Below are 21,401 nucleotides of genomic sequence, written 5' to 3'. Positions count from 1 at the left end.
CTAGGAGGTTGAGTATGGAAAAACGTGTGCAAATGGATTTTGCCGGACGTCCGTTGATTCTTGAGACAGGCCGGCTTGCCAAACAAGCCAACGGAGCAGTTCTTGCTCGTTATGGCGAAACAGTAGTGCTCTGCACCGTGACTGCTTCCAGCGAGCCTAAAGATCTTGATTTTTTTCCGCTGACAGTCAACTATGAAGAGCGTTTATATGCGGTAGGTAAAATTCCAGGGGGCTTCATTAAAAGAGAAGGACGTCCCAGTGAAAAGGCGATTTTGTCCAGCCGCTTGACGGACCGCCCGATTCGTCCACTTTTCCCGGAAGGATTCCGGAATGATGTTCAGATCGTAGCTATGGTTATGAGTGTGGATCAGGAATGTCCTCCGGAAATTACCGCTATGATCGGGGTATCGGCTGCGTTGTCGATTTCAAATGTACCTTTCAGCGGCCCGGTCGGCGGTGTCATCGTTGGCCGTGTTGACGGCAAGTTCATCGTTAATCCGACGCCTGCACAGGACGAGCTTAGCGATATCAACCTGGTCGTAGCCGGAACGAAGGATGCAATCATGATGGTAGAAGCTGGCGCGGATGAAGTGCCGGAAGAAGTTATGCTGGAAGCCATCATGTTCGGTCACGAGGAGATCAAGAAAGTCATCGTTCTTCAAGAAGAGCTTGTAGAGCAAGCGGGCGTACCGAAGATGGAAGTGAAGCTGCATACAGTAGATGCAGAGATCAATAAGTCCGTTCGTGAGTATGCAGAGGCTCGTCTCGTTGAGGCGATTAAAGTACAAGAGAAGCATGCGCGCCAGGAAGCGATCGATGCCGTGAACGCGGATGCGATCGAACACTTCACACCGCTTCTGTCTGAAACGCCCGAGAAGCTTAAAGACGTGAAAGAAGTGCTGCACGATATCGTAAAAGATGAAGTGCGCCGCCTGATTACTCACGATAAAGTTAGACCTGACGGACGTGCCCTTGAAGAAATTCGTCCGATTGATTGCGACATCAATCTGCTGCCACGTACGCACGGAACAGGATTGTTCACTCGTGGACAAACACAAGCACTCAGCGTATGTACACTAGGCGCCCTCGGCGATGTTCAAATTCTCGACGGTCTGGACCTCGTAGAAACAAAGCGCTTCATGCACCATTATAATTTCCCGCCGTTCAGCGTTGGTGAAGCAAGACCGCTTCGCGCACCCGGACGTCGTGAAATCGGACATGGCGCTTTAGGTGAGCGCGCGCTTTCGTATGTGATCCCGAGTGAAGCTGATTTCCCTTACACCATCCGTCTCGTATCGGAAGTGTTGGAATCCAACGGTTCGAGCTCGCAAGCAAGTATCTGTGCTTCCACGCTGGCCATGATGGATGCGGGTGTTCCGATTAAGGCTCCTGTTTCCGGTATAGCGATGGGTCTCATCAAAGACGGGGATCACTTCTCGATTTTGACGGATATCCAGGGCATGGAAGATCACCTGGGCGATATGGACTTCAAAGTTGCAGGAACTGCAAAAGGCGTAACCGCCCTGCAAATGGATATTAAAATCGACGGGATTAACCGCGATATCCTTAAGCAAGCGCTGGAGCAAGCCAAAGAAGGCCGTATGACGATCATGAACAAGATGCTGAGCCGCATTTCGGAACCTAAGAAAGAGCTTTCCGCATATGCACCGAAGATCGTGGTCATGCAGATTAATCCGGATAAAATCCGTGATGTGATCGGAGCCGGCGGTAAAATTATTAACAAGATTATCGAAGAAACGGGCGTTAAGATCGACATTGAGCAGGATGGTAAAGTGTTCATCGCTTCCTCGAATGCCGAAATGAACGAGCGTGCGAAACAAATCATCGAAGGTATCGTTCGCGATGTGGTAGTAGGCGAAACTTACCTCGGTACAGTTAAACGCGTAGAGAAATTCGGCGCTTTCGTTGAAGTGCTTCCGGGCAAAGAAGGCTTGGTTCATATTTCCCAGCTTTCCACTGAACGTGTAGCCAAAGTAGAGGATGTTGTCAAAATCGGAGATACGATCACGGTTAAAGTGACCGAGATTGATGGACAAGGTCGCGTTAATCTTTCCCGTAAAGCAACACTTGTTACTAACGAAGTTCCTGCACAATCCTAGAGAACATAATACCATTTACCCTACAAAGAGCCAGATTTTTCTGTCTCTTTTTTGCATGTCCGGAAATAATCATAAGAGGAAGTCATAACCTTGTCCTGTTATGCATAAACTCAGACATAATTCCGTACAGAGGAGTCTGGGTGATGCAAAAAAAGAAGCTGCTCCTGCTGGGCTTGGTGGCTATAGGCCATGTCTGGCTTTTGCAAAGTGAGAGTATTCACGTATTTGTGCAGAACGTACAGCAGGGAAAGTCGAATTCTCCAATTCCGGAAAGCCGAGCCCACACCGGTTCCACGTTCACTTTGTCGGGGGAAGATTCCAGCAAGGAAGAAGACGAACTCATGAAACAGATCCGGGAGGAAGCCCCCAAATTATACGTACCGCCGGTGGATGCCAAAGTGGATCGAATCTGGAAAGCCATTCCGGGTTACAATGGACTTGAGGTAGATATTGACCGCACTTATGAAGCGGCCCGTAAGCAGAGGGGTTCGGCCCCGCTCCCATTCTTAATGAAGCAAGTCGCACCTGAAGTCCATTTGGATCAACTGGGTCCGGAGCCGATTTACAAGGGAAATCCAGCTAAGCCTATGGTCTCCTTTATGATCAATGTCGCTTGGGGCGATGAGTTTATACCGGGCATTCTCGAATCCTTGAGAAATGAACATGTTAAAGCGACTTTCTTTTTTGACGGGAGCTGGCTTAAAAAGAATGTGGAATTGGCAAAAGTAATTCAAGCCGAAGGACACGAACTATCGAACCACGCCTATTCACACAAAAATATGAGTACGCTCAGCCGCTCGAAAGCTTATGAAGAAATAGTGAAGACAGAAGAACTCTTGAAGCATGAGCTTGGAGTGACGAATACGCTATTTGCGCCTCCATCCGGAGACTTTGATAAAGAAACAGTGAAAATTGCGGCGGAACTGAAGTTGAAAACCGTACTCTGGACACTGGATACAGTGGATTGGAAAAACCCCGGGGCACCGGCGATCCTGGCAAAGGTACGCAAAAATATCGAGCCGGGCACTCTCATTCTGATGCATCCTACTGCTTCTTCTCGTGCCGCCATGCCTGAAATGATCCGCATTATTAAGGGAAAAGGCTTGCAGCTCGGTACGGTAAGCCAGACGATATCGCCGGAGCGCCTATCCGACCCAAGCAAACCTGTACCGGGGAGCGGATCAAATACAGATTAGTTGAGTCAAAGGCTCATTTTTGTTAGAATCAGTTATAAACTTCATAAGGTCCTCACTTACGGACCTGATTTGTGTGTACTTACGAGGAGGAACTGCTTGGTGAACAAAACCCATTTAAAAAACGGTCTGAGAGTAGTAACCGAAAGCATTCCCACTTGCCGCTCCGTTGCGATAGGAATTTGGGTCAAAACCGGTTCCCGCAACGAAACGGAACAGAGCAATGGGATTTCGCATTTTATCGAACATATGCTTTTTAAAGGCACGGAACGTTATACAGCCAAAGAGATCGCGGAAGTATTCGATGGTATTGGCGGGAATGTGAATGCTTTCACATCCAAAGAATATACGTGCTATTATGCTAAAGTGCTCGACGATCATCTCAGTATTGCCGTAGATATTCTGTCGGACATGTTCTTCAACTCTGTTTTCAACGAGAAAGAAATGGAGAAAGAAAAAAACGTTATCTTCGAAGAAATTTCGATGTACGAAGATACGCCGGACGATCTCGTTCATGATCTTGTAGCCAAAGCCGCTTACGGGAATCATCCGCTGGGTTATACGATTCTTGGTACGCAAGATCAATTATCAGGTATGAAGCCGCAGGATCTCCGGGATTATATGAGAACCTGTTATACGATTGAAAATACCGTAATCGCCGTTGCTGGAAACATTGACGCCAGTGTCTATGATCTGCTTGAAAAGCATTTCGGCGGTTTCGCCAACTCAGGTGCCCCGGCTGCCCAAGAAGAGCCTGCATTTATGAGTGAGCGTGTTTTTCAGTCCAAGCAGACAGAACAGAATCATATTTGTCTATCTCTACCGGGCTTGTCGCTTCGGGAAGATAACCTGTACCCGATGGTGCTGCTGAATAATGCAATAGGCGGCGGCATGAGTTCAAGATTATTCCAGGAAATCCGGGAAAAGCGGGGTCTGGCTTATTCGGTTTATTCGTACCACTCTTCTCATATCGATAACGGAGTATTTACGATATATACCGGAACTGCGCCTAAACAAACCGAAGAAGTGCTGAAAGTCACCCTGGAGCTGCTGAATGAAATTGCTGAGAAGGGCATGACGGAAGCGGAGCTGCGAAAAGGAAAAGAACAGCTGAAGGGAAGCCTGATTCTTAGCCTTGAGAGCACGAGCAGCCGGATGAACCGGATCGGTAAAAACGAGTTAATGACAGGGAGACACTACACACTTGATGAAATGATCAATCGCATTGAGAGCGTAGAGATGGAACATATCCATGATCTGACCCGCAAGCTTTTCGCCAAACCGTTCGCTGTAGCAATGGTCGGCAGCCGTGATGAAGCTTTGCAGTCTTTAAGAGGTGACGAACTTGTCGGCAAATAACGCATACGAAGTTAGAATAAAGCGCCTGCCGGGCAGCGACAATCTTCCGCTGCCCGAGAGAATGTCCGCCGCGGCGGCGGGTTTCGATCTGCATGCGGCGAATACCGAGCCCGTCGTTCTTGCGCCCGGTGAACGGGCGCTCGTACCGACCGGGTTCGCGCTGGCGATGCCTGTAGAGCTTGAAGCCCAGATACGTCCGCGCAGCGGACTGGCTTACAAGCACGGCATCACTACGCTGAATTCGCCGGGCACGATCGATGCGGATTACCGCGGCGAAGTAAAAGTCCTCCTGATCAATCATGGTCAGGAGGCGTTCACCGTCTTGCGCGGAGAGCGGATTGCGCAGATGGTGTTCCAGCTCGTGCCTTCTGTCCGTCTGGCAGAAGTGGACGAGCTGGATGACACGTCCCGCGGCAGCGGAGGCTTCGGTCATACCGGCCTGGCCGCGAGCGGCCAAAGCCAGTAGTGAACGGCCGCCGCTTTATTGGCTTTGCAGTAGAATGAACCACGTTCCGGCGCGCTGTCTGGTTTCTATTCCACTATGTGGAAGATAGATTGCAGCACATAAGCAAGCCCTGATTCAGCGGATTCCGCCGAATCAGGGCTTTTTTTGCCCCCAGCGACAAGAGATACTTATTGGTTAACTCACAACTTGCTGTATGAACTGGGCTTAGCGCCGGTTTAGGCTAAAGGCTTTGTTAGGATGGGAAGGTAACTGGTAAAACAGCCTCCGGGTTAGTCACCCTTTCTTAGGCATCGGCATACGATATTTTACAGAAACGGATGCAGATAAGGGGGTACAGAGCAGAATGCTCACCGGAGCCGAAATTATCATTATTGGTGGAGATGCACGCCAGCTTGAAGTTGTTCAGAAGCTGGTCGAACTTGATGCGTCTGTTACTTTGATCGGATTTGATAATCTGCAGAAACCATTTACAGGAGCAGCAATGGGAATTCTCACGTCTGAAGTTCTTCAATGTGCAGACGCACTCGTTCTGCCGGTTATAGGGACCGACGACCAAGGTCGTGTTGAATCGGTCTTTTCAAGTTCAGAAATGGTCTTGACCGGAGAATTGCTCTCAGCGCTGCCAAAACATGCCGTGATCTATACAGGTATGGCTAAGCCTTATTTGAAAGATTTGTGCGACTCCCAAAGTCTCCGCCTAGTCGAACTGCTGCAGCGAGATGACATTGCGATATATAATTCGATCCCTACAGCCGAGGGTGCATTGATGATCGCGATTCAGAACACCGATATTACGATACACGGTTCTCAATCCATGGTGCTCGGATTCGGCAGAACCGGGTTTACGATGGCACGATCATTACAGGGACTCGGCGCAAAAGTGAAGGTCGGGGTGCGTAAACCAGAGCATTTCGCAAGGGCACTGGAGATGGGCTTCACGCCTTTCTACACCAGGGATTTGTATCAGGAAGTGGGGAATATTGACTTGCTTTTTAACACAATTCCGACTATGATAGTCACAGCGCAAATAATAACAAATATCCCGCATCGTGCCGTTATAATCGACCTCGCTTCTAAGCCTGGCGGAACCGATTTCCGCTTCGCCGAGAAAAGAGGAATTAAGGCGATGCTTGCTCCTGGTCTACCTGGAATCGTTGCACCGAAAACAGCTGGTCGGATTTTGGCGAATACGCTAAGTCAGTTGATGGTGGAAGAATTCAGGGACAGGAGTGATGAAGTTTGAACTGGCATGGGATAACGGTAGGTTTTGCGCTGACAGGCTCACACTGCACATTAGAAGAGATCATGCCGCAGATTCAAAGATTCGTAGATGTTGGGGCCAAAGTCGTGCCCATCGTCTCCCAGTCGGTGTTGACTACGGATACAAGATTCGGCAAAGCGGCAGATTGGCAGAAACAGCTCAAAGATATGACGGGCAGTGATCTCATTACGACCATTGTAGATGCGGAGCCGCTAGGACCTTCGAAGAAGCTCGATGTGATGTTGATTGCGCCATGTACAGGCAATACAACAAGTAAGCTCGCTAATGCAATGACCGAAAGTCCCGTATTGATGGCGGCCAAGGCACAGATGCGCAACCAGCGACCACTTGTTCTGGCCATTTCTACCAATGACGGTCTTGGACTTAATTCGATGAATATTGCGAAACTGCTAATTACGAAGAACATTTATTTTGTGCCGTTCGGACAGGATGCGCCTGAAGCTAAGCCGAATTCGCTCGTAGCTAGAATGGATTTGACTCTCGAAACATGCGAGGCGGCTCTCCGGGGAAAGCAGCTGCAACCGATGATCATTGAGCGGTTCCTTTATACTTAAACATAGATTATTCGTACAAATGGGGAGAGAACGATATGTCGAATCAGAAAAAGTTTAATGTTGCAGTAGTTGGCGCGACCGGCGCAGTCGGTGAACAAATTATTCGTTTGCTGGAAACACGTGATTTTCCGATCAATGAGTTGAAGCTTCTTTCTTCTCCTCGTTCAGCAGGAACTAAGATTAAATTCAAAGATAAAGAAGTTACCGTCGAAGCGGCAACAGCTCAAAGCTTCGAGGGTGTAGATATCGCTTTATTCAGCGCGGGCGGCGATGTGAGTAAGGAGCTTGCTCCTCTCGCTGCTGCCGGCGGTACGGTATGTATCGACAATACGAGTGCTTTCCGTATGGATCCTAACACTCCGCTGGTCGTTCCGGAAGTTAATATTGATGCTATCCAAGAGCATAAAGGCATCATCGCGAACCCTAACTGCTCTACGATTCAAATGGTTGCAGCGCTCAAACCTCTCTATGACCGTTACGGCATCTCCAAAATCATCGTATCTACATATCAAGCCGTATCCGGATCAGGCAGCAAGGCAATCGATGAGATGCTGCGCCAGTCCCGTGAAGTATTAGCCGGAAATCCGGTCAACCCGGATATTCTGCCGGTAGGATCATTGCCGGTTAAACATCAGATTGCTTTCAATGCGATCCCGCAGATCGATAAATTCCTCGATAATGGGTTTACGAATGAAGAAATGAAAATGATCAATGAAACCAAGAAAATCATGCAGGACGAATCCATCCAAGTTACAGCTACATGCGTGCGGATTCCGGTTGTGTACGGACATTCCGAATCCGTCTATGTGGAACTTAAAGAAGACTTCGAGATGGAAGAAGTTCTTAGACTTATAGCGGATGCGCCGGGTATCGTTCTTCAAGATAACCCGCAAGAACAGCAATACCCGCTGGCAACTGATGCTGCAGGCAAGCTTGAAACTTTCGTGGGCCGTGTTCGCCGTGATTTGAACAACACGCGTGCACTTAACATGTGGATCGTATCCGACAACCTTCTTAAAGGTGCAGCTTGGAATGCCGTTCAGATTGCTGAACATATCGCTCAAGAACAGAAGTAAGTGAACGAAGGCATCTTTTCAAAATTTTTATTCCTTGGCACAGCATGAATAACAACTAGACAAAGCGAATAGGAACGGGGGAAGGACATGCGTATTCGTGTTCAAAAATTTGGTGGAACTTCCCTGTCCACACCTGAAGCAAGGCAGCATGTGTTGGCACATATTCAAGATGCTCGTAATGAAGATTGCCGGTTGGTTGTCGTTGTTTCAGCAATGGGCCGGCAGGGCGAGCCTTATGCGACTGACACTCTGCTCGGATTAATCCGGCAGAATGGAGATACACTTCCCGCAAGGGAAAAAGACTTGCTGATGTGCTGCGGAGAATGGATCTCCGCAGCCAATTTGTGCAGCATGCTTCAAGCTGCGGGCATTTCTTCCGTTGTACTTACCGGAGGGCAGGCGGGGATAGAGACCAATGCCGCATATGGGAATGCCCAGATCGTTTCGGTACAGCCCAAACGTATTGTAGAGCACCTGGAACGCAGTGAGGTCGTAATTGTCGCAGGCTTCCAGGGGCAGACAGCTGATCATGAATTTACGACGCTTGGCAGAGGCGGCAGCGACACGTCCGCTACTGCACTTGGTGCGGCCCTTAAAGCGGAAGTCGTCGATATTTTTACCGATGTCAATGGTATTCTGACGGCGGATCCGCGGATTGTAGAAGACGCCAAGCCATTGTCGCGCGTCAGTTATATTGAAATTTGCAATATGGCTCATAATGGGGCCAAAGTGATTCACCCGCGGGCAGTGGAAGTTGCCATGCAGGCTAATGTACCGATCCGGGTACGTTCGACTTTTTCCAAAGAAGAAGGAACGCTGGTTACGAATCCGGAATCTTTGTATGCATCTGAGAAGAAAGTGGAAGACCGTCATGTGACAGGAATTGCGCATTTCGGACTAATTACACAAATTCAGGTGCCGGCAGTCGAAGGCCAGTATGATTTGCAGCTGCAAGTCTTCAAAACCATGGCTCAGCACTCCATTAGTGTGGATTTTATTAATGTTAATCCTTCGGGAGTGGTTTATACCGTATTTGATCATGTTGCGGATAGGGCGCTCGAGCTCCTTCGCGGTTTAGGTTTTAAACCCACTTTACTGAGTGGATGCGCTAAAGTCTCTGTGATTGGCGGCGGAATGAACGGTGTGCCGGGAGTTATGGCACGGATCGTAGAGTCGCTTACGCAGCAGAACATTCGTATCCTGCAATCGGCTGATTCGAATACCACCATATGGATTCTCGTTCATGGAGAAGACATGGTTGGCGCTGTACGGGCACTGCACAATTCTTTTAATTTGCATAAGTAGTCAATGTAGGGGGCGGAAGTTGTGGATTTCGGCAGAGTAATTACAGCGATGGTAACTCCATTTAATGATCAACTTGAAATAGATTGGACTCGTGTGGAACCGCTGGTCGACTATCTTATTAATGAGCAGAAAAGTGACGGAATAGTTGTATGCGGAACAACGGGCGAATCGCCTACGCTTACGGAAGACGAGAAGCTGAAGCTGATTGCCGCAGTCGCTAAACATGCCCAAGGGCGATGTAGAATCATTGCGGGTACAGGAAGCAACAGCACAGCTCATACCATAGAGTTTTCTAAAGAAGTGGTCAAACAGGGCGGAATTGATGCCCTATTGCTCGTCGCTCCTTACTATAACAGGCCCACTCAGGAAGGCTTGTATCAGCATTTCAAGACGGTCGCTGAAGCGGTGGAGTTACCGGTTATCCTGTACAACGTTCCAGGACGTACCGGTGTTAATATTGATGCGGATACGACAATCCGTTTGTCCCGGATTCCGAATATTGTCGCGACCAAAGACTGTTCGGACACGAATCAATTGTCCCGAATTGTGTTTGGAGCGGCAGAGGGTTTTACGGTATACAGCGGTGAGGACAGTATGACACTGCCTGCGGTTGCTGTAGGCTGCCACGGGATTATTAGCGTAGCCAGCCATGTCATCGGCAAGGAAATGCAGGAACTGATTGCAGCATACACCTCGGGTAATATCAAACGAGCAGCGGAAATCAACGCTGAACTGCTTCCAGTACTGACGGGCATGTTCTGTGCCCCAAGTCCAGCTCCAGTTAAGTATGCGCTTAAATTAAAAGGTTTTGACGCAGGCGGAGTGCGTTTGCCGCTGGTACATTTGAATGAAGAAGACGAGAATTTTGTCGCCTCCCTTATCAAGTAATATAGCCATAAAAAACCGGTGCCATGGGGCATCGGTTTTATTATTTTGGGAGACAATACATTTCACATACGAGCGAACTTGTAATCGGGTAGTTCTTTCCTGTATAATGGTGGCAAGTGACTGGTTCGGTTTCATTATAAAAATCGTCGTCAAAACAACTCGAGGAGGTAAGTTTGTTGTCTAAGAAAAATAACGATAAAGTTCTGATTTTTGCCCTCGGCGGCGTGGGTGAAATCGGTAAAAATATGTATGTGGTGCAGTATGCGAATGATATTGTGGTGGTCGATAGCGGTTTGAAGTTCCCAGAGGAAGATATGCTAGGAATCGACATTGTGATCCCGGATATCAATTATCTGTTGGAAAACAAAGACAAAGTTCGCGGCATTTTGTTAACCCATGGTCATGAAGACCATATCGGCGGACTCCCTTACGTACTGAGACATCTGAATGTGCCGGTATATGGCACTAAGCTGACACTTGGACTAGTGGAGAATAAGCTGAGGGAAGCCAATTTGCTCGGGGAAACCAAGCGGATTTTGATCAATGCGGACTCAGAGCTTAATTTGGGAACGATTACAGCTACATTCTTTAGAACCAACCACAGTATTCCGGATTCCGTAGGGATTGCACTTGAAACTCCCGAAGGCGTCGTAGTGCACACCGGAGACTTTAAATTCGACCAGACACCGGTTAATGATCAGTATGCTGATCTGCACCGGATGGCCGAAATCGGTCAGAAAGGCGTACTTGCCCTTCTTTCCGACAGTACGAATGCCGAGAAACCAGGGTTTACCGGCTCTGAGAAAAGCGTAGGCGTTACCATCGAGGAAGTATTCCGTAAAGCGAAGCAGCGTGTCGTTATTGCGACTTTCGCATCTAACATTCACCGTGTTCAGCAGGTTATTGACGCGGCTGAAGCGACTCGCCGTAAAGTAACGGTAATTGGCCGTAGTATGGTTAATGTGGTTTCCATCGCATCAGAGCTTGGATACCTGCGAGTTCCGGACGGAATGCTGATAGAGCCCGAGGAAGTAAATCGCATGGCTGCCGACCGCGTAGTTGTTCTTTGTACGGGAAGCCAGGGAGAGCCGATGTCTGCTCTAACCCGCATGGCCCGCTCGACTCACCGCAAAGTAGATATTCTGCCCGGTGATACAGTAATTATTGCGGCCACTCCTATTCCAGGCAATGAGCGTTATGTAGGTCGCACGGTAGATGAACTGTTCCGCCTTGGAGCCGATGTCATCTACGGACCAGGTTCCAAAACGGGTGTTCACGTATCCGGACACGGTAGTCAGGAAGAACTGAAATTGATGCTCAACCTGATGAAGCCTAAATACTTTATTCCGATTCACGGTGAGTACCGTATGCTTCGTCTACACGGACAGCTAGCCGAATCGGTCGGCGTTGCACAAGAAGATATCTTTATCTTGGACAATGGAGACACTGTTGAAATTCAAGGCGGAGTGGCTCGCAAGGGAGCGAGAGTACAAGCAGGTAACATTCTGATCGACGGACTTGGTGTTGGTGATGTAGGAAACATCGTTCTGCGTGATCGTAAACTGCTTTCCCAGGACGGCATTCTGGTCGTCGTGGTAACACTCAGCAAGCAGGATGGAACCATTCTATCCGGTCCGGACATTATTTCCCGCGGATTTGTATACGTCCGCGAATCCGAAGGTTTACTCGATGAAGCGAACCGTATTGTGACAAGTACGCTTAACAAATTAATGAATGATAACGTAAATGAATGGGCTTCACTGAAAACACATGTGAAGGACGCACTTGGACGATTTTTATATGAACAAACCAGAAGAAGACCAATGATTCTTCCAATCATTATGGAAGTCTAGTCTCTCAAAGCTAGTCACTTAACCCAAAACCCAACAAGCTCTCTCCTTAATTGGAGAGGGCTTTTTTAATGTTTTTCCCCGGTAAAACGAAATGGGTTTAAAAAAATGAATAAATTGGTGCTTCTAAAGCCTACACTAGGATGGATTACGACTAGGAGGAATGGGCATGGGATATGAAAATCAGCGTGACGGTCAGCCTTATTCAGCAGGTTACCGAGGGGAAAGACAAGGAAGCAACCCAAACAGGATAGACAGGAATCAGGTGCAAAATTCGCTTCATTCCGATCCGTATTCAAACGGCAGCCAAGCTTATAGAGCCAATACGGGAAGCTTGGTGAACGGGATGAACAACACAAATCCAGCTTCTTACTCGAGCGGGACAATTTATCACTCAAATCCCGTTTCAGGTAATGAAGGGCGGAGTCAGGATTACGGTTCAACCGATAACTTAACGTACGATCCACGAAATAATCCCGGAGGCCATGCGGGTTTTTCTCCTAATTCATTAATCCCGGGCAATGCCGTAAACAGGTCAATGCCGAATGGGAATGGTGGCGGGAGCTTGATTAGCCAGCGGAATCATGCTGTTAATGGTAATACTCAAGCTCAGAATTTTGCCGAAGAGGAGCATGCCTACATGGGTTTGGGGTACGCACCTAACTTAAGTACTCATGAACCTATGAATCAAAGCGGATCTTCTTATGCGGCTACGGCTGCCAATCGTACTTCGAATGAATCGCTTCCTTATCAGCGGGAGTCGTTTTCGAATGCTGAACCTCCTCCCAAATCGGAAGATCAAATCACGGAAGAGCAAAAAAAGCTTGCAGTTGTGGAGACCATACAGCAGCTTGGACAAACGAGTACCCCTGCCGGTGAGTCTAATATTTTCTGCATGACGATTATCGGGCAGGTTGAAGGTCATATTGTGCTTCCTCCGCAGAATAAAACGACCAAGTATGAGCATTTGATCCCGCAGCTGGTTGCCGCGGAGCAGAATCCCAAAATCGAAGGCATTCTTGTTATTTTAAATACGGTCGGCGGGGATGTGGAAGCGGGACTGGCTATTGCAGAAATGCTTGCGACGATATCTAAGCCGACTGTAACACTTGTACTTGGCGGGGGCCACAGTATAGGGGTGCCGATTGCGGTCAGCTCCAATAAATCCTTTATTGCGGAAACGGCAACCATGACGATTCACCCGATACGTCTGACCGGGCTTGTCATCGGCGTCCTGCAAACGTTCGAATATTTGGAGAAGATGCAGGAACGTGTGACTCGCTTCGTTATCAAGCATTCGCGAATATCGGAAGAGCAGTTTAAAGAACTGATGTTTAAAACTGGGGAACTCACAAGAGATATAGGAACAACCGTAATCGGTTCCGATGCTGTAAAGTATGGCTTGATTGATGAGGTCGGCGGAATCGGACAGGCTATTGCCGAGTTAAACCGCCGTATTGAAGAGCGTAAGTCTTCCCAAGGAGGTTCAAAGGCATGACGCATTATTCGATATTGCCGGAAGAACTGGTATATGAAGGGTGGGAGGATAACAAGCCCGCTTTTCGCGATATTGAAGTAGGGGGCGTGCTTATGCAGGTGGAGCCGGTGGAGGAAGGCCGTGTTCGCATTATCCGCCTTTACAGCCCCGATCCCAGCCATTACCTGAACCCGGGCCTGGCACCCGGAATTGTACTGGAGAGTAAGCCTGCTTTCCCTTTCGTCTAGGAACTGCCGCCCGTATTCCGCCTCCCGAAACTATGGTATAATGACATATCGGAGGTGGAATAGAGTGGCAAAACGCCGTAAAAAAAGTAAGACGATTAAAGCGAATTTGATGTACGAGCTATATGGTATTTTGATTCTGATTTTCTCGGTGATTGCACTGGCACGGGAAGGTCATGTAGGACGAGCTTTTCATTATGTCTGCCGCTTTTTCATCGGTACGTGGGATTTTCTGATCCCGCTGATCTGTATATACATAGCCCTTCATGTTATGGTAAAGCGTTCCTGGCCCTCACGATGGACAACCCGCAAAACAGGGGTGTTGTTAATTGTCGCGGGTCTTCTTGTCATGAATCATATCCGTCTATTCTCGCAGCTGTTTCCTAATAAAGACTATACAGCCTCATCTGTACTTACTCTGACTTGGGAAGCTCTTAAGCAGGGTTTGCAGCCGGCGGGCGGGAACATACTCGTAAACGATGTCGGCGGCGGCATGATCGGTGCGGTGATTTACAGCCTGCTCTACTTCTTATTTGATGAGGTGGGCGCAAGTCTCGTACAAATCGCATTGTTTGCAATTGGATTGATTCTTATTACAAATTTGTCTTATGTCGATTTCGTGCAAAAAGTACGGGCGCGTTTCAAACGTTTTTTTACGTTGCTGGGTAAAAAGCTGGAAGTTTGGCAGAAAGAGCATAAAGCGGCTGCCAGAGAAAACAGCAGATCGGTTTCTGCTTCCGTTTCCAAAAGTAAGGGGAAAGTCAGCAGGGAAGCGGAGATTCCGTACGATGATGAGTTTGATGAAGAAACGTATCGTCCCGAATCCAAACGCAAGAAACCGAGGTTCCTTCAGCTTCTCAAGCAACCTAAGGAGGAAACGGAAGAGTACGGATACGAAGATGATCAAGACATTCCTGTAAACGGTGCGGCTGCGTCACCGCAATCTGCCGATCAGGTGCTCTACAAGCCAGATGCAGGCATGGATAAAAATGAGGATACCTCAATTCCGCAAGACAGGGAATTTTCAACGGTGTTTCGCGATTTCCAGGAGCAGGTACAGCGAGAAGAAAAGGTGATTCCATCCGCTTCTTCTGCTGTGCCCGCGGCGGCGGGTGCTGCAGCCGCTCCTTCAGCGGCAGGTGGCAATAAGGCTGCCTCTATTGAAGAAGGGCTTGAGGAGCCGCTGGACTTAAATGTCGGAGCGAGCACCGCACCGCCTGTCCTGCCTCCGTACGACTTGCCGTCTTTAACGCTTTTGTCCAAGCCTATTGCAGGCAAAGGGTCCGAGATGGCCGATTATAAATCGAATGCCCGCAAGCTGGAAGCTACACTCGAAAGCTTCGGTGTGAGGGCCAAAGTGCTGGAAGTTGTGCGCGGTCCTGCTGTTACCCGATATGAGATCCAGCCGGATGTAGGTGTGAAGGTCAGCCGCATCGTCAGCCTGACAGATGATATTGCGCTTGCTCTGGCCGCAAAAGATATAAGGATGGAGGCGCCGATCCCGGGTAAATCCGCGATAGGGATTGAAGTGCCTAACTCCGAAGTGTCCGTCGTAACGATGCGGGAAGTGATGGAGACTTCGGCTTTTCAGGAGGCAAGTTCCCGGTTATCCGTTACTCTCGGCCGAGATATCTCCGGACAACCGATAGTCGGCAATCTCGCCAAAATGCCTCACTTGCTGGTAGCCGGAGCAACCGGTTCCGGTAAATCGGTATGTATTAACGGCATCATCACAAGTATTCTGTACAAGGCCAAACCGAACGAAGTGAAATTTCTGATGGTAGATCCCAAAATGGTTGAGCTTAACGTCTACAATGGTATTCCCCATTTGATGGCTCCCGTTGTCACGGACCCGCGCAGAGCTTCGCTTGCACTCAAGAAGGTCGTGGTCGAAATGGAAAAACGGTATGAGTTGTTTTCCAAAAGCGGGACACGGAATATAGAAGGGTATAACGCCATGCTCATAGAGCATGGCACTGAGGCTCCTCTTCCTTACATTGTCGTCATTGTAGATGAGTTAGCCGATCTTATGATGGTTGCCGCCAATGATGTGGAAGATGCCATATGCCGGTTAGCCCAGATGGCCAGGGCGGCGGGAATTCACTTGATTATTGCAACGCAGCGGCCGTCTGTCGACGTCATTACAGGTGTTATCAAGGCGAACATTCCATCGCGTATTGCGTTTGGAGTCTCCTCGCAGGTTGATTCCCGTACTATTCTCGATATGGTGGGAGCGGAGAAGCTGCTGGGCCGTGGGGATATGCTGTACTTGCCTGTAGGGGCTTCCAAGCCGGTTCGTGTGCAGGGAGCTTTTCTGTCCGACCAAGAGGTGGAGACAGTTGTTAACTTCGTAAGAACGCAGCAGGAAGCGAATTATTCGGAAGAAATGGTCCCTCAGATCGAAGAGCAGCCGGAATCCCAGGATGAATTCGGTGACGAATTGTATGAGCAGGCCGTTCAAATTGTCATTGATGCGAAGCAGGCATCGGCTTCTCTGCTACAGCGTCGTATGAGGATCGGTTACGCCCGAGCGGGAAGGCTCATCGATTCCATGGAATCTAATGGTATCGTCGGTCCTCACGAAGGAAGCAAGCCGCGCGAGGTTCTGATATCCCAAGAACAACACCAGCACAACCGGATATCTTCCTGACCACTAAGCGAATTGGAAAGCTCTGCCTGATCACAGGCAGAGCTTTCTTCTGTGTATAGAACGTTTCCTCCTTTCTCATAATAATCACTAACAGTCAGTCATCATGAGAGAAAGGTTGATTATGGAGCATGAATAAGCGATTGATCTTGATTACCGTATGCGTGATGCTTACCTTGTTTGCAGGTTTTCAGGTTAAACAGCATGTAACGTCCGAGGCGACGTTCAGCAAGAACAACATCAAATACGGAGCTAAGGGCTCCGACGTGTATGAACTGCAAGGGCGCCTTAAGTTTCTCGGATTCTATACGGGGAAAGTTGATGGAGATTACGGCTGGAGGACGCTTCGCTCAGTGAAGTGGTTCCAAGGTGATTTTGGATTAAAGGTCGACGGGCATGTCGGACCCAAAACGAAGCTGAAACTGTGGGAAGCTACGAAAAGCTGGAAACCAACTGCACCAGAAACTGGCCAAGCAAATAAGGTCAAACCTGAGTCCGGTGGGCAGGGCGCAGCTTCATCCAATTCCAATTTGACTCCAACCAGTCACAAAGGATACTCAAAAGCAGACCTGGACTTGATGGCAAATGCCGTATACGGCGAAGCCCGTGGTGAGCCTTACATCGGCCAAATTGCCGTAGCGGCGGTTATTTTAAACCGGGTAGACTCCGCGAGCTTCCCTAATACCGTTTCGGGCGTTATTTTCCAGCCGGGTGCTTTTACAGCTGTGGATGACGGCCAGATCTGGCTCAAACCAAATGAAACGGCACGTAAAGCAGTCAGAGACGCGATTAATGGTATGGACCCTACCGGCGGCTGTGAATATTACTTTAATCCGGAAACGGCGACATCCAAATGGATTTGGACAAGACCGCAAGTGAAAACAATCGGCAAACATATTTTCTGTAAATAAAAGCTGTGAAATCGAATAGAACGATAGGAGAAGTGACCGTTGGGTTGCTTCTTCTGTTTACCCGGCAATATAATGGTTATAGCCGGATGGTTGCCTGAATAAGGTAGACCATCGAAGGTTGTGAAGGGAGAATGCCAGCATTGAAAAAACCACAATTTGAGCGCAGTACCCTTAATCAGATACGTCTACATGTGCTGCCGACAGACCGATATAAAACATTTGCGATTTCTGCTTACATAGGCCGGCCGCTTTCCGAAGAAGAGGTGACGCCGACTGCGCTGGTTCCATTTGTACTACGACGGGGAACCGATCGTTATCCGGACACCAGGCAATTCCGGGAACGTCTGGATGATCTGTATGGGGCTGGTTTCGGTTTTGATATTTACAAGAGGGGCGATTACCAGATCGTCCAATTTCGTATGGACATCATTAATGACCGGTTCGTATCCTCGGATGAGCCGCTTCTAGAGCAGGCACTTCATTTTCTCGGTGAAGTTATAACGAAGCCCGTTACGGAGGGAGATGCACTGCTCCCTAAATATGTCGATGCTGAGAAGGAGACGCTTCGCAAAAGAATTGAATCGATCGTGAATGATAAAATTCGTTATGCTGCTGAGCGGTGTATCGCCGAAATGTGCAAGGATGAACCGTACAGGCTGCATCCGTTAGGACAGTTAGACGAGATAGCAGGTATCTCGCCCGAATCTCTGTATACTCACTTCCAGAACTGGCTTGCCGAAGCCCCTATTGATCTGTATGTCGTAGGCAATACAACGCTTGCTAAAGTGGAAGCGATGGTCAAGAACTCTTTCCGGCTGGACAGGGAAACCAATCCGAGCTACCGCCGCAGCACACCTGTCAGAAGAAGCGGCGACACGAATGTTGTCGTGGAGAAGCTCCCCGTCAGTCAGGGTAAGCTGAATATGGGTCTTCGCACGTCAATAACCTACGGGGATGACGCCTATGCTGCAGCACTTATGTATAACGGTATACTCGGCGGTTACCCGCATTCTAAACTGTTTCTTAATGTGCGCGAAAGGGCGAGTCTTGCGTACTACGCGTCATCCCGGCTCGATGGGCACAAAGGTATTTTAACGATTCAATCAGGGATTGAAGTTCAGAATTACGAGCAGGCCGTCACTATTATCCGCAAACAACTGGAAGACATGAAAGCGGGAGTTATTAGCGATATCGAGCTTAGCCAGACTCGCGCAATGATCTCAAATCAACTCCGGGAAATTGATGACTCTGCATTCGAGCAGATTGCTTTTGACTTCAACGCAGTACTTTCCGGACGCGAGCGTTCGGTTCAAGGTTTAATTGATGAAATTAACCGTGTAAATATTTCGGAGATTCAGCAGGCAGCTGAAGGGGTCTTCCTGGACACCATTTATTTTCTGCGGGATGAAAAGGAGGAAGCGAAGTGAACATCATTCCCTATCCCCATTTAAACGAAACCATTTATGAAGAGAAGCTTCCGAACGGTCTTCACGTGTACGTCCTGCCCAAAGAAGGATTTCAAAAAACCTATGCCACATTTTCAACTCGCTACGGTTCGATTGACAATCATTTTCAAGTGGAAGGCGGTCCCGAAATACGGGTGCCGGACGGAATTGCACATTTCCTGGAGCACAAAATGTTTGAAGAGCCCACGGGTGATATTTTTGCCACCTTTGCTTCACGCGGAGCTTCGGCGAACGCTTTTACCAGCTTTGAGAGAACCGTGTACCTTTTCTCCGCAACGGAGAGCATTTATGAGAACATAACGACCTTGATCGATTTTGTTCAGAACCCTTATTTTACAGAGGAGAATGTAGAAAAGGAAAAAGGGATTATCGGCCAGGAAATCAATATGTACCGCGACAATCCGGATTGGCGGGCCTATTACGGGCTGATCGAAGCTTTGTACAGCAAGCATCCGGTCCGGATAGATATTGCGGGGACAATCGAATCCATCTCTCAAATCACGAAGGATACCTTGTATGATTGCTACCATACGTTCTACCACCCCAGCAATATGACCGTGTTCATAGCAGGGGGAGTTAAGGCCGAGGAAGTAATCGAGCATATTAAGAAAAACCAAGCGTCCAAAACATTTGAGCCGCAGGGTGAAATTCACCGCTATTTTGAGAATGAACCGGAAGCCGTTTTCCAAGAACGGAAAGAGACACTGCTGCCTGTTTCTTTGCCTAAGTGCTTATTCGGGTTTAAAGAAAAGGCGTTGAATGAGGAAGGGCAAGCGATCCTCAGACGAGAGCTGACCACGAAGCTGGTCCTGGAAGTGGTTCTGGGTGCGAGCTCACCGATCTATCAGCAACTGTATAACGAAGGCTTGATATCGGACAGCTTCAGTCATGAGTATAACTCATCGCCTGAATATGCTTTCTCCGCAATGGGCGGCGATACGAAAGATCCGGATTTGCTTCTGGCGCGGTTCAAGGAAGAGATGAACCGGGTCAAGGAAGAAGGATTGAACGAGGAGTCGTTCGAAAGAAGCCGCCGCAAGAAAATAGGCGGATTCCTCCGCATGCTCAATTCGCCTGAAGCCATTACGAACGAGTTTACCCGTTATTTGTTCAAAGGTGCGGATATGTTCAATATCCTTCAGACGTATGAATCCATAACGAAAGAAGAAGCGGAGCAGCGGCTGCGCGAACATTTGGATTGGAGCCGCTTCGCCGTATCGATCGTCCGAAGCGGGGAGACTTGAGTGCGGTAAGGCCGTTCACCCGGCAGACTGTATTGGTTACGGGAGGCAGTCGCGGCATCGGAGCCGCGATTGCCCAGCGGTTCGCTACACTTGGATTGAACGTGGTCATTCATTACTTGCATTCCCATGAGTCAGCCAATGAGGTAGCCCGCCGCTGTATGAATCACGGGGCTAAGGTGATGACAGTGAGTGCGGACCTGAAATCCCGGGAACAAATCGAAGCTATGCGCGATAAATTAGAGGCGCGGGGCTTCATGCCCGATGTGCTTGTCAATAATGCAGGAATATCCCACTACGGCCTCTTATCGGACGTTACGGATGAGGATTGGGAAGAAGTGATGGCGGTGAACCTGAAAGGCACATTCCTGTGCAGCCAGGTGTTTATGGAGCGGATGGTCCGGCAGAAATATGGCCGGATCATTAACGTCTCTTCCATATGGGGAATTTCCGGGGCATCCTGCGAAGTACTATATTCCACCGCCAAAGGCGGAGTTAATTCCTTTACAAAAGCGCTGGCCAAAGAGCTGGCCCCATCGGGCATAACGGTTAATGCGGTTGCGCCCGGCGCCGTGGATACGGATATGATGTCAGGCTTCGATGCAGCTGACAAAGAAGCGATCGCAAGCGAAATTCCTGCAGGACGCTTTGCGGTCCCTGATGAAATCGCATCGCTCGTGTACTTCCTGGCTCTGCCCGAGTCAGGTTACATCAACGGCCAGATCATCAGTCCCAATGGCGGCTGGCTTACCTGAGCTGATTTCGGCTTTTTAAAAAATCCTATTTCCCTGATTTCCCTAAGCCGGCGGGCGTACCTTCCGAATATTTGATTGTCAGGATGCAGATATTACAGATGCACGTCTTGATCAACTAAAGGAGGTAAGCCCATGTCTACTGTACTGACCGTATTCGATAAGTGGAAAGAGTTCCTTGCACAGCGTGTGGATCAGGCTGAGAAAGTCGGTCTGGATGATGAGAAAATCTCCAAGCTTGCTTACCAGATCGGTGAGTTTCTTGCAGATAAAGTAGATCCGGAGAACGGCGAGGAGCGCGTGCTCAAAGAGCTCTGGGATGCAGGCGATGAAAGTGAGCGCAAAGTTATGGCGCGTTTAATGGTCAAACTGGTCAATAAAGAGTAGAATAGATGAATGGACATAAAAAAGCCCCCTTTGATGCGGGGCTTTTCCATGCCTTGCGATACCCGGATATTAAGTCGGACGTATTCTCGCAAAGAGCTGGATTGATTCAAGAAGGAGCCAGGGGGGTATAGAAACCTGTTCAACCCTTCAGGTACAATTTGGATGGGTAAAAAAGCTGTTCT

Annotated in this window: 18 protein-coding genes; all 18 read left to right on the top strand. The window is 48.8% G+C overall.

Annotated features, from left to right (window positions below; all coding sequences use genetic code 11):
• Positions 1-14: 14 nt before the first annotated feature.
• The 18 genes from pnp to EDM21_RS06060 all read left to right on the top strand — a co-directional run bounded on the left by pnp (position 15) and on the right by EDM21_RS06060 (position 21,219).
• A complete protein-coding gene (gene pnp, locus EDM21_RS06145) occupies positions 15-2,120 on the top strand; it encodes a polyribonucleotide nucleotidyltransferase (RefSeq protein ID WP_157333942.1) in 2,106 nt (701 codons plus the stop codon).
• A gap of 143 nt (positions 2,121-2,263) precedes the next feature.
• The gene (locus tag EDM21_RS06140) at positions 2,264-3,316 is read left to right on the top strand and encodes a polysaccharide deacetylase family protein (protein ID WP_157333940.1); all 1,053 of its coding nucleotides are present in this window, start codon (positions 2,264-2,266) and stop codon (positions 3,314-3,316) included.
• A gap of 99 nt (positions 3,317-3,415) precedes the next feature.
• Positions 3,416-4,672 carry an insulinase family protein gene (locus tag EDM21_RS06135; protein ID WP_166541860.1) on the top strand — a complete coding sequence of 419 codons (1,257 nt, stop codon included), beginning with the start codon at positions 3,416-3,418 and terminating at the stop codon, positions 4,670-4,672.
• Positions 4,659-5,138, top strand: a complete 480-nt coding sequence (gene dut, locus EDM21_RS06130) for a dUTP diphosphatase (RefSeq protein ID WP_157333937.1) — start codon at positions 4,659-4,661, stop codon at positions 5,136-5,138. Before EDM21_RS06135 ends, dut begins: the two co-directional genes overlap by 14 nt.
• Positions 5,139-5,481: 343 nt before the next feature.
• Positions 5,482-6,381, top strand: a complete 900-nt coding sequence (dpsA, locus tag EDM21_RS06125; RefSeq protein WP_157333935.1) for a dipicolinate synthase subunit DpsA — start codon at positions 5,482-5,484, stop codon at positions 6,379-6,381.
• Positions 6,378-6,974, top strand: a complete 597-nt coding sequence (locus EDM21_RS06120; RefSeq protein ID WP_157333933.1) for a dipicolinate synthase subunit B — start codon at positions 6,378-6,380, stop codon at positions 6,972-6,974. The genes dpsA and EDM21_RS06120 overlap by 4 nt, the downstream gene beginning before the upstream one ends.
• Positions 6,975-7,009: 35 nt before the next feature.
• Positions 7,010-8,050: an aspartate-semialdehyde dehydrogenase gene (locus tag EDM21_RS06115; protein WP_157333931.1), complete on the top strand. Its 1,041-nt coding sequence runs from the start codon at positions 7,010-7,012 to the stop codon at positions 8,048-8,050.
• A gap of 87 nt (positions 8,051-8,137) precedes the next feature.
• On the top strand, positions 8,138-9,355 hold the full coding sequence (gene dapG / locus EDM21_RS06110) for an aspartate kinase (RefSeq protein ID WP_157333929.1): 1,218 nt from the start codon (positions 8,138-8,140) through the stop codon (positions 9,353-9,355).
• Positions 9,356-9,376: 21 nt separating this feature from the next.
• Positions 9,377-10,243: a 4-hydroxy-tetrahydrodipicolinate synthase gene (gene dapA / locus EDM21_RS06105; protein WP_166541859.1), complete on the top strand. Its 867-nt coding sequence runs from the start codon at positions 9,377-9,379 to the stop codon at positions 10,241-10,243.
• Positions 10,244-10,419: 176 nt separating this feature from the next.
• Positions 10,420-12,096 carry a ribonuclease J gene (locus EDM21_RS06100; RefSeq protein ID WP_068774681.1) on the top strand — a complete coding sequence of 559 codons (1,677 nt, stop codon included), beginning with the start codon at positions 10,420-10,422 and terminating at the stop codon, positions 12,094-12,096.
• A 679-nt stretch (positions 12,097-12,775) separates the two neighbouring features.
• Positions 12,776-13,591 carry a ClpP family protease gene (locus tag EDM21_RS06095; RefSeq protein ID WP_420850646.1) on the top strand — a complete coding sequence of 272 codons (816 nt, stop codon included), beginning with the start codon at positions 12,776-12,778 and terminating at the stop codon, positions 13,589-13,591.
• Positions 13,588-13,818 (top strand): YlzJ-like family protein, encoded by a 231-nt coding sequence (locus EDM21_RS06090; RefSeq protein ID WP_157333925.1) that lies wholly within the window; start codon positions 13,588-13,590, stop codon positions 13,816-13,818. The genes EDM21_RS06095 and EDM21_RS06090 overlap by 4 nt, the downstream gene beginning before the upstream one ends.
• A gap of 64 nt (positions 13,819-13,882) precedes the next feature.
• Positions 13,883-16,465: a DNA translocase FtsK 4TM domain-containing protein gene (locus tag EDM21_RS06085; RefSeq protein ID WP_166541858.1), complete on the top strand. Its 2,583-nt coding sequence runs from the start codon at positions 13,883-13,885 to the stop codon at positions 16,463-16,465.
• Between the two features lie 128 nt (positions 16,466-16,593).
• Positions 16,594-17,373, top strand: coding sequence for a spore cortex-lytic enzyme (sleB, locus tag EDM21_RS06080; RefSeq protein WP_157333920.1), 780 nt, complete (start codon positions 16,594-16,596; stop codon positions 17,371-17,373).
• A gap of 140 nt (positions 17,374-17,513) precedes the next feature.
• Positions 17,514-18,800, top strand: coding sequence for an EF-P 5-aminopentanol modification-associated protein YfmF (yfmF, locus tag EDM21_RS06075; protein WP_157333918.1), 1,287 nt, complete (start codon positions 17,514-17,516; stop codon positions 18,798-18,800).
• Positions 18,797-20,083, top strand: a complete 1,287-nt coding sequence (gene yfmH, locus EDM21_RS06070; RefSeq protein WP_166541856.1) for an EF-P 5-aminopentanol modification-associated protein YfmH — start codon at positions 18,797-18,799, stop codon at positions 20,081-20,083. The genes yfmF and yfmH overlap by 4 nt, the downstream gene beginning before the upstream one ends.
• Positions 20,080-20,835: an elongation factor P 5-aminopentanone reductase gene (gene ymfI, locus EDM21_RS06065; protein ID WP_157333916.1), complete on the top strand. Its 756-nt coding sequence runs from the start codon at positions 20,080-20,082 to the stop codon at positions 20,833-20,835. Before yfmH ends, ymfI begins: the two co-directional genes overlap by 4 nt.
• A gap of 132 nt (positions 20,836-20,967) precedes the next feature.
• Complete coding sequence (locus EDM21_RS06060) at positions 20,968-21,219, top strand: DUF3243 domain-containing protein (protein ID WP_068774688.1); 252 nt, start codon at positions 20,968-20,970, stop codon at positions 21,217-21,219.
• The last annotated feature ends 182 nt before the right edge of the window (positions 21,220-21,401 follow it).

The sequence above is a fragment of the Paenibacillus lutrae genome (genome assembly GCF_009757775.1).
In the GTDB taxonomy this organism is placed as follows: domain Bacteria; phylum Bacillota; class Bacilli; order Paenibacillales; family NBRC-103111; genus Paenibacillus_F; species Paenibacillus_F lutrae.
This window is presented reverse-complemented; position numbering and strand designations above follow the sequence as displayed.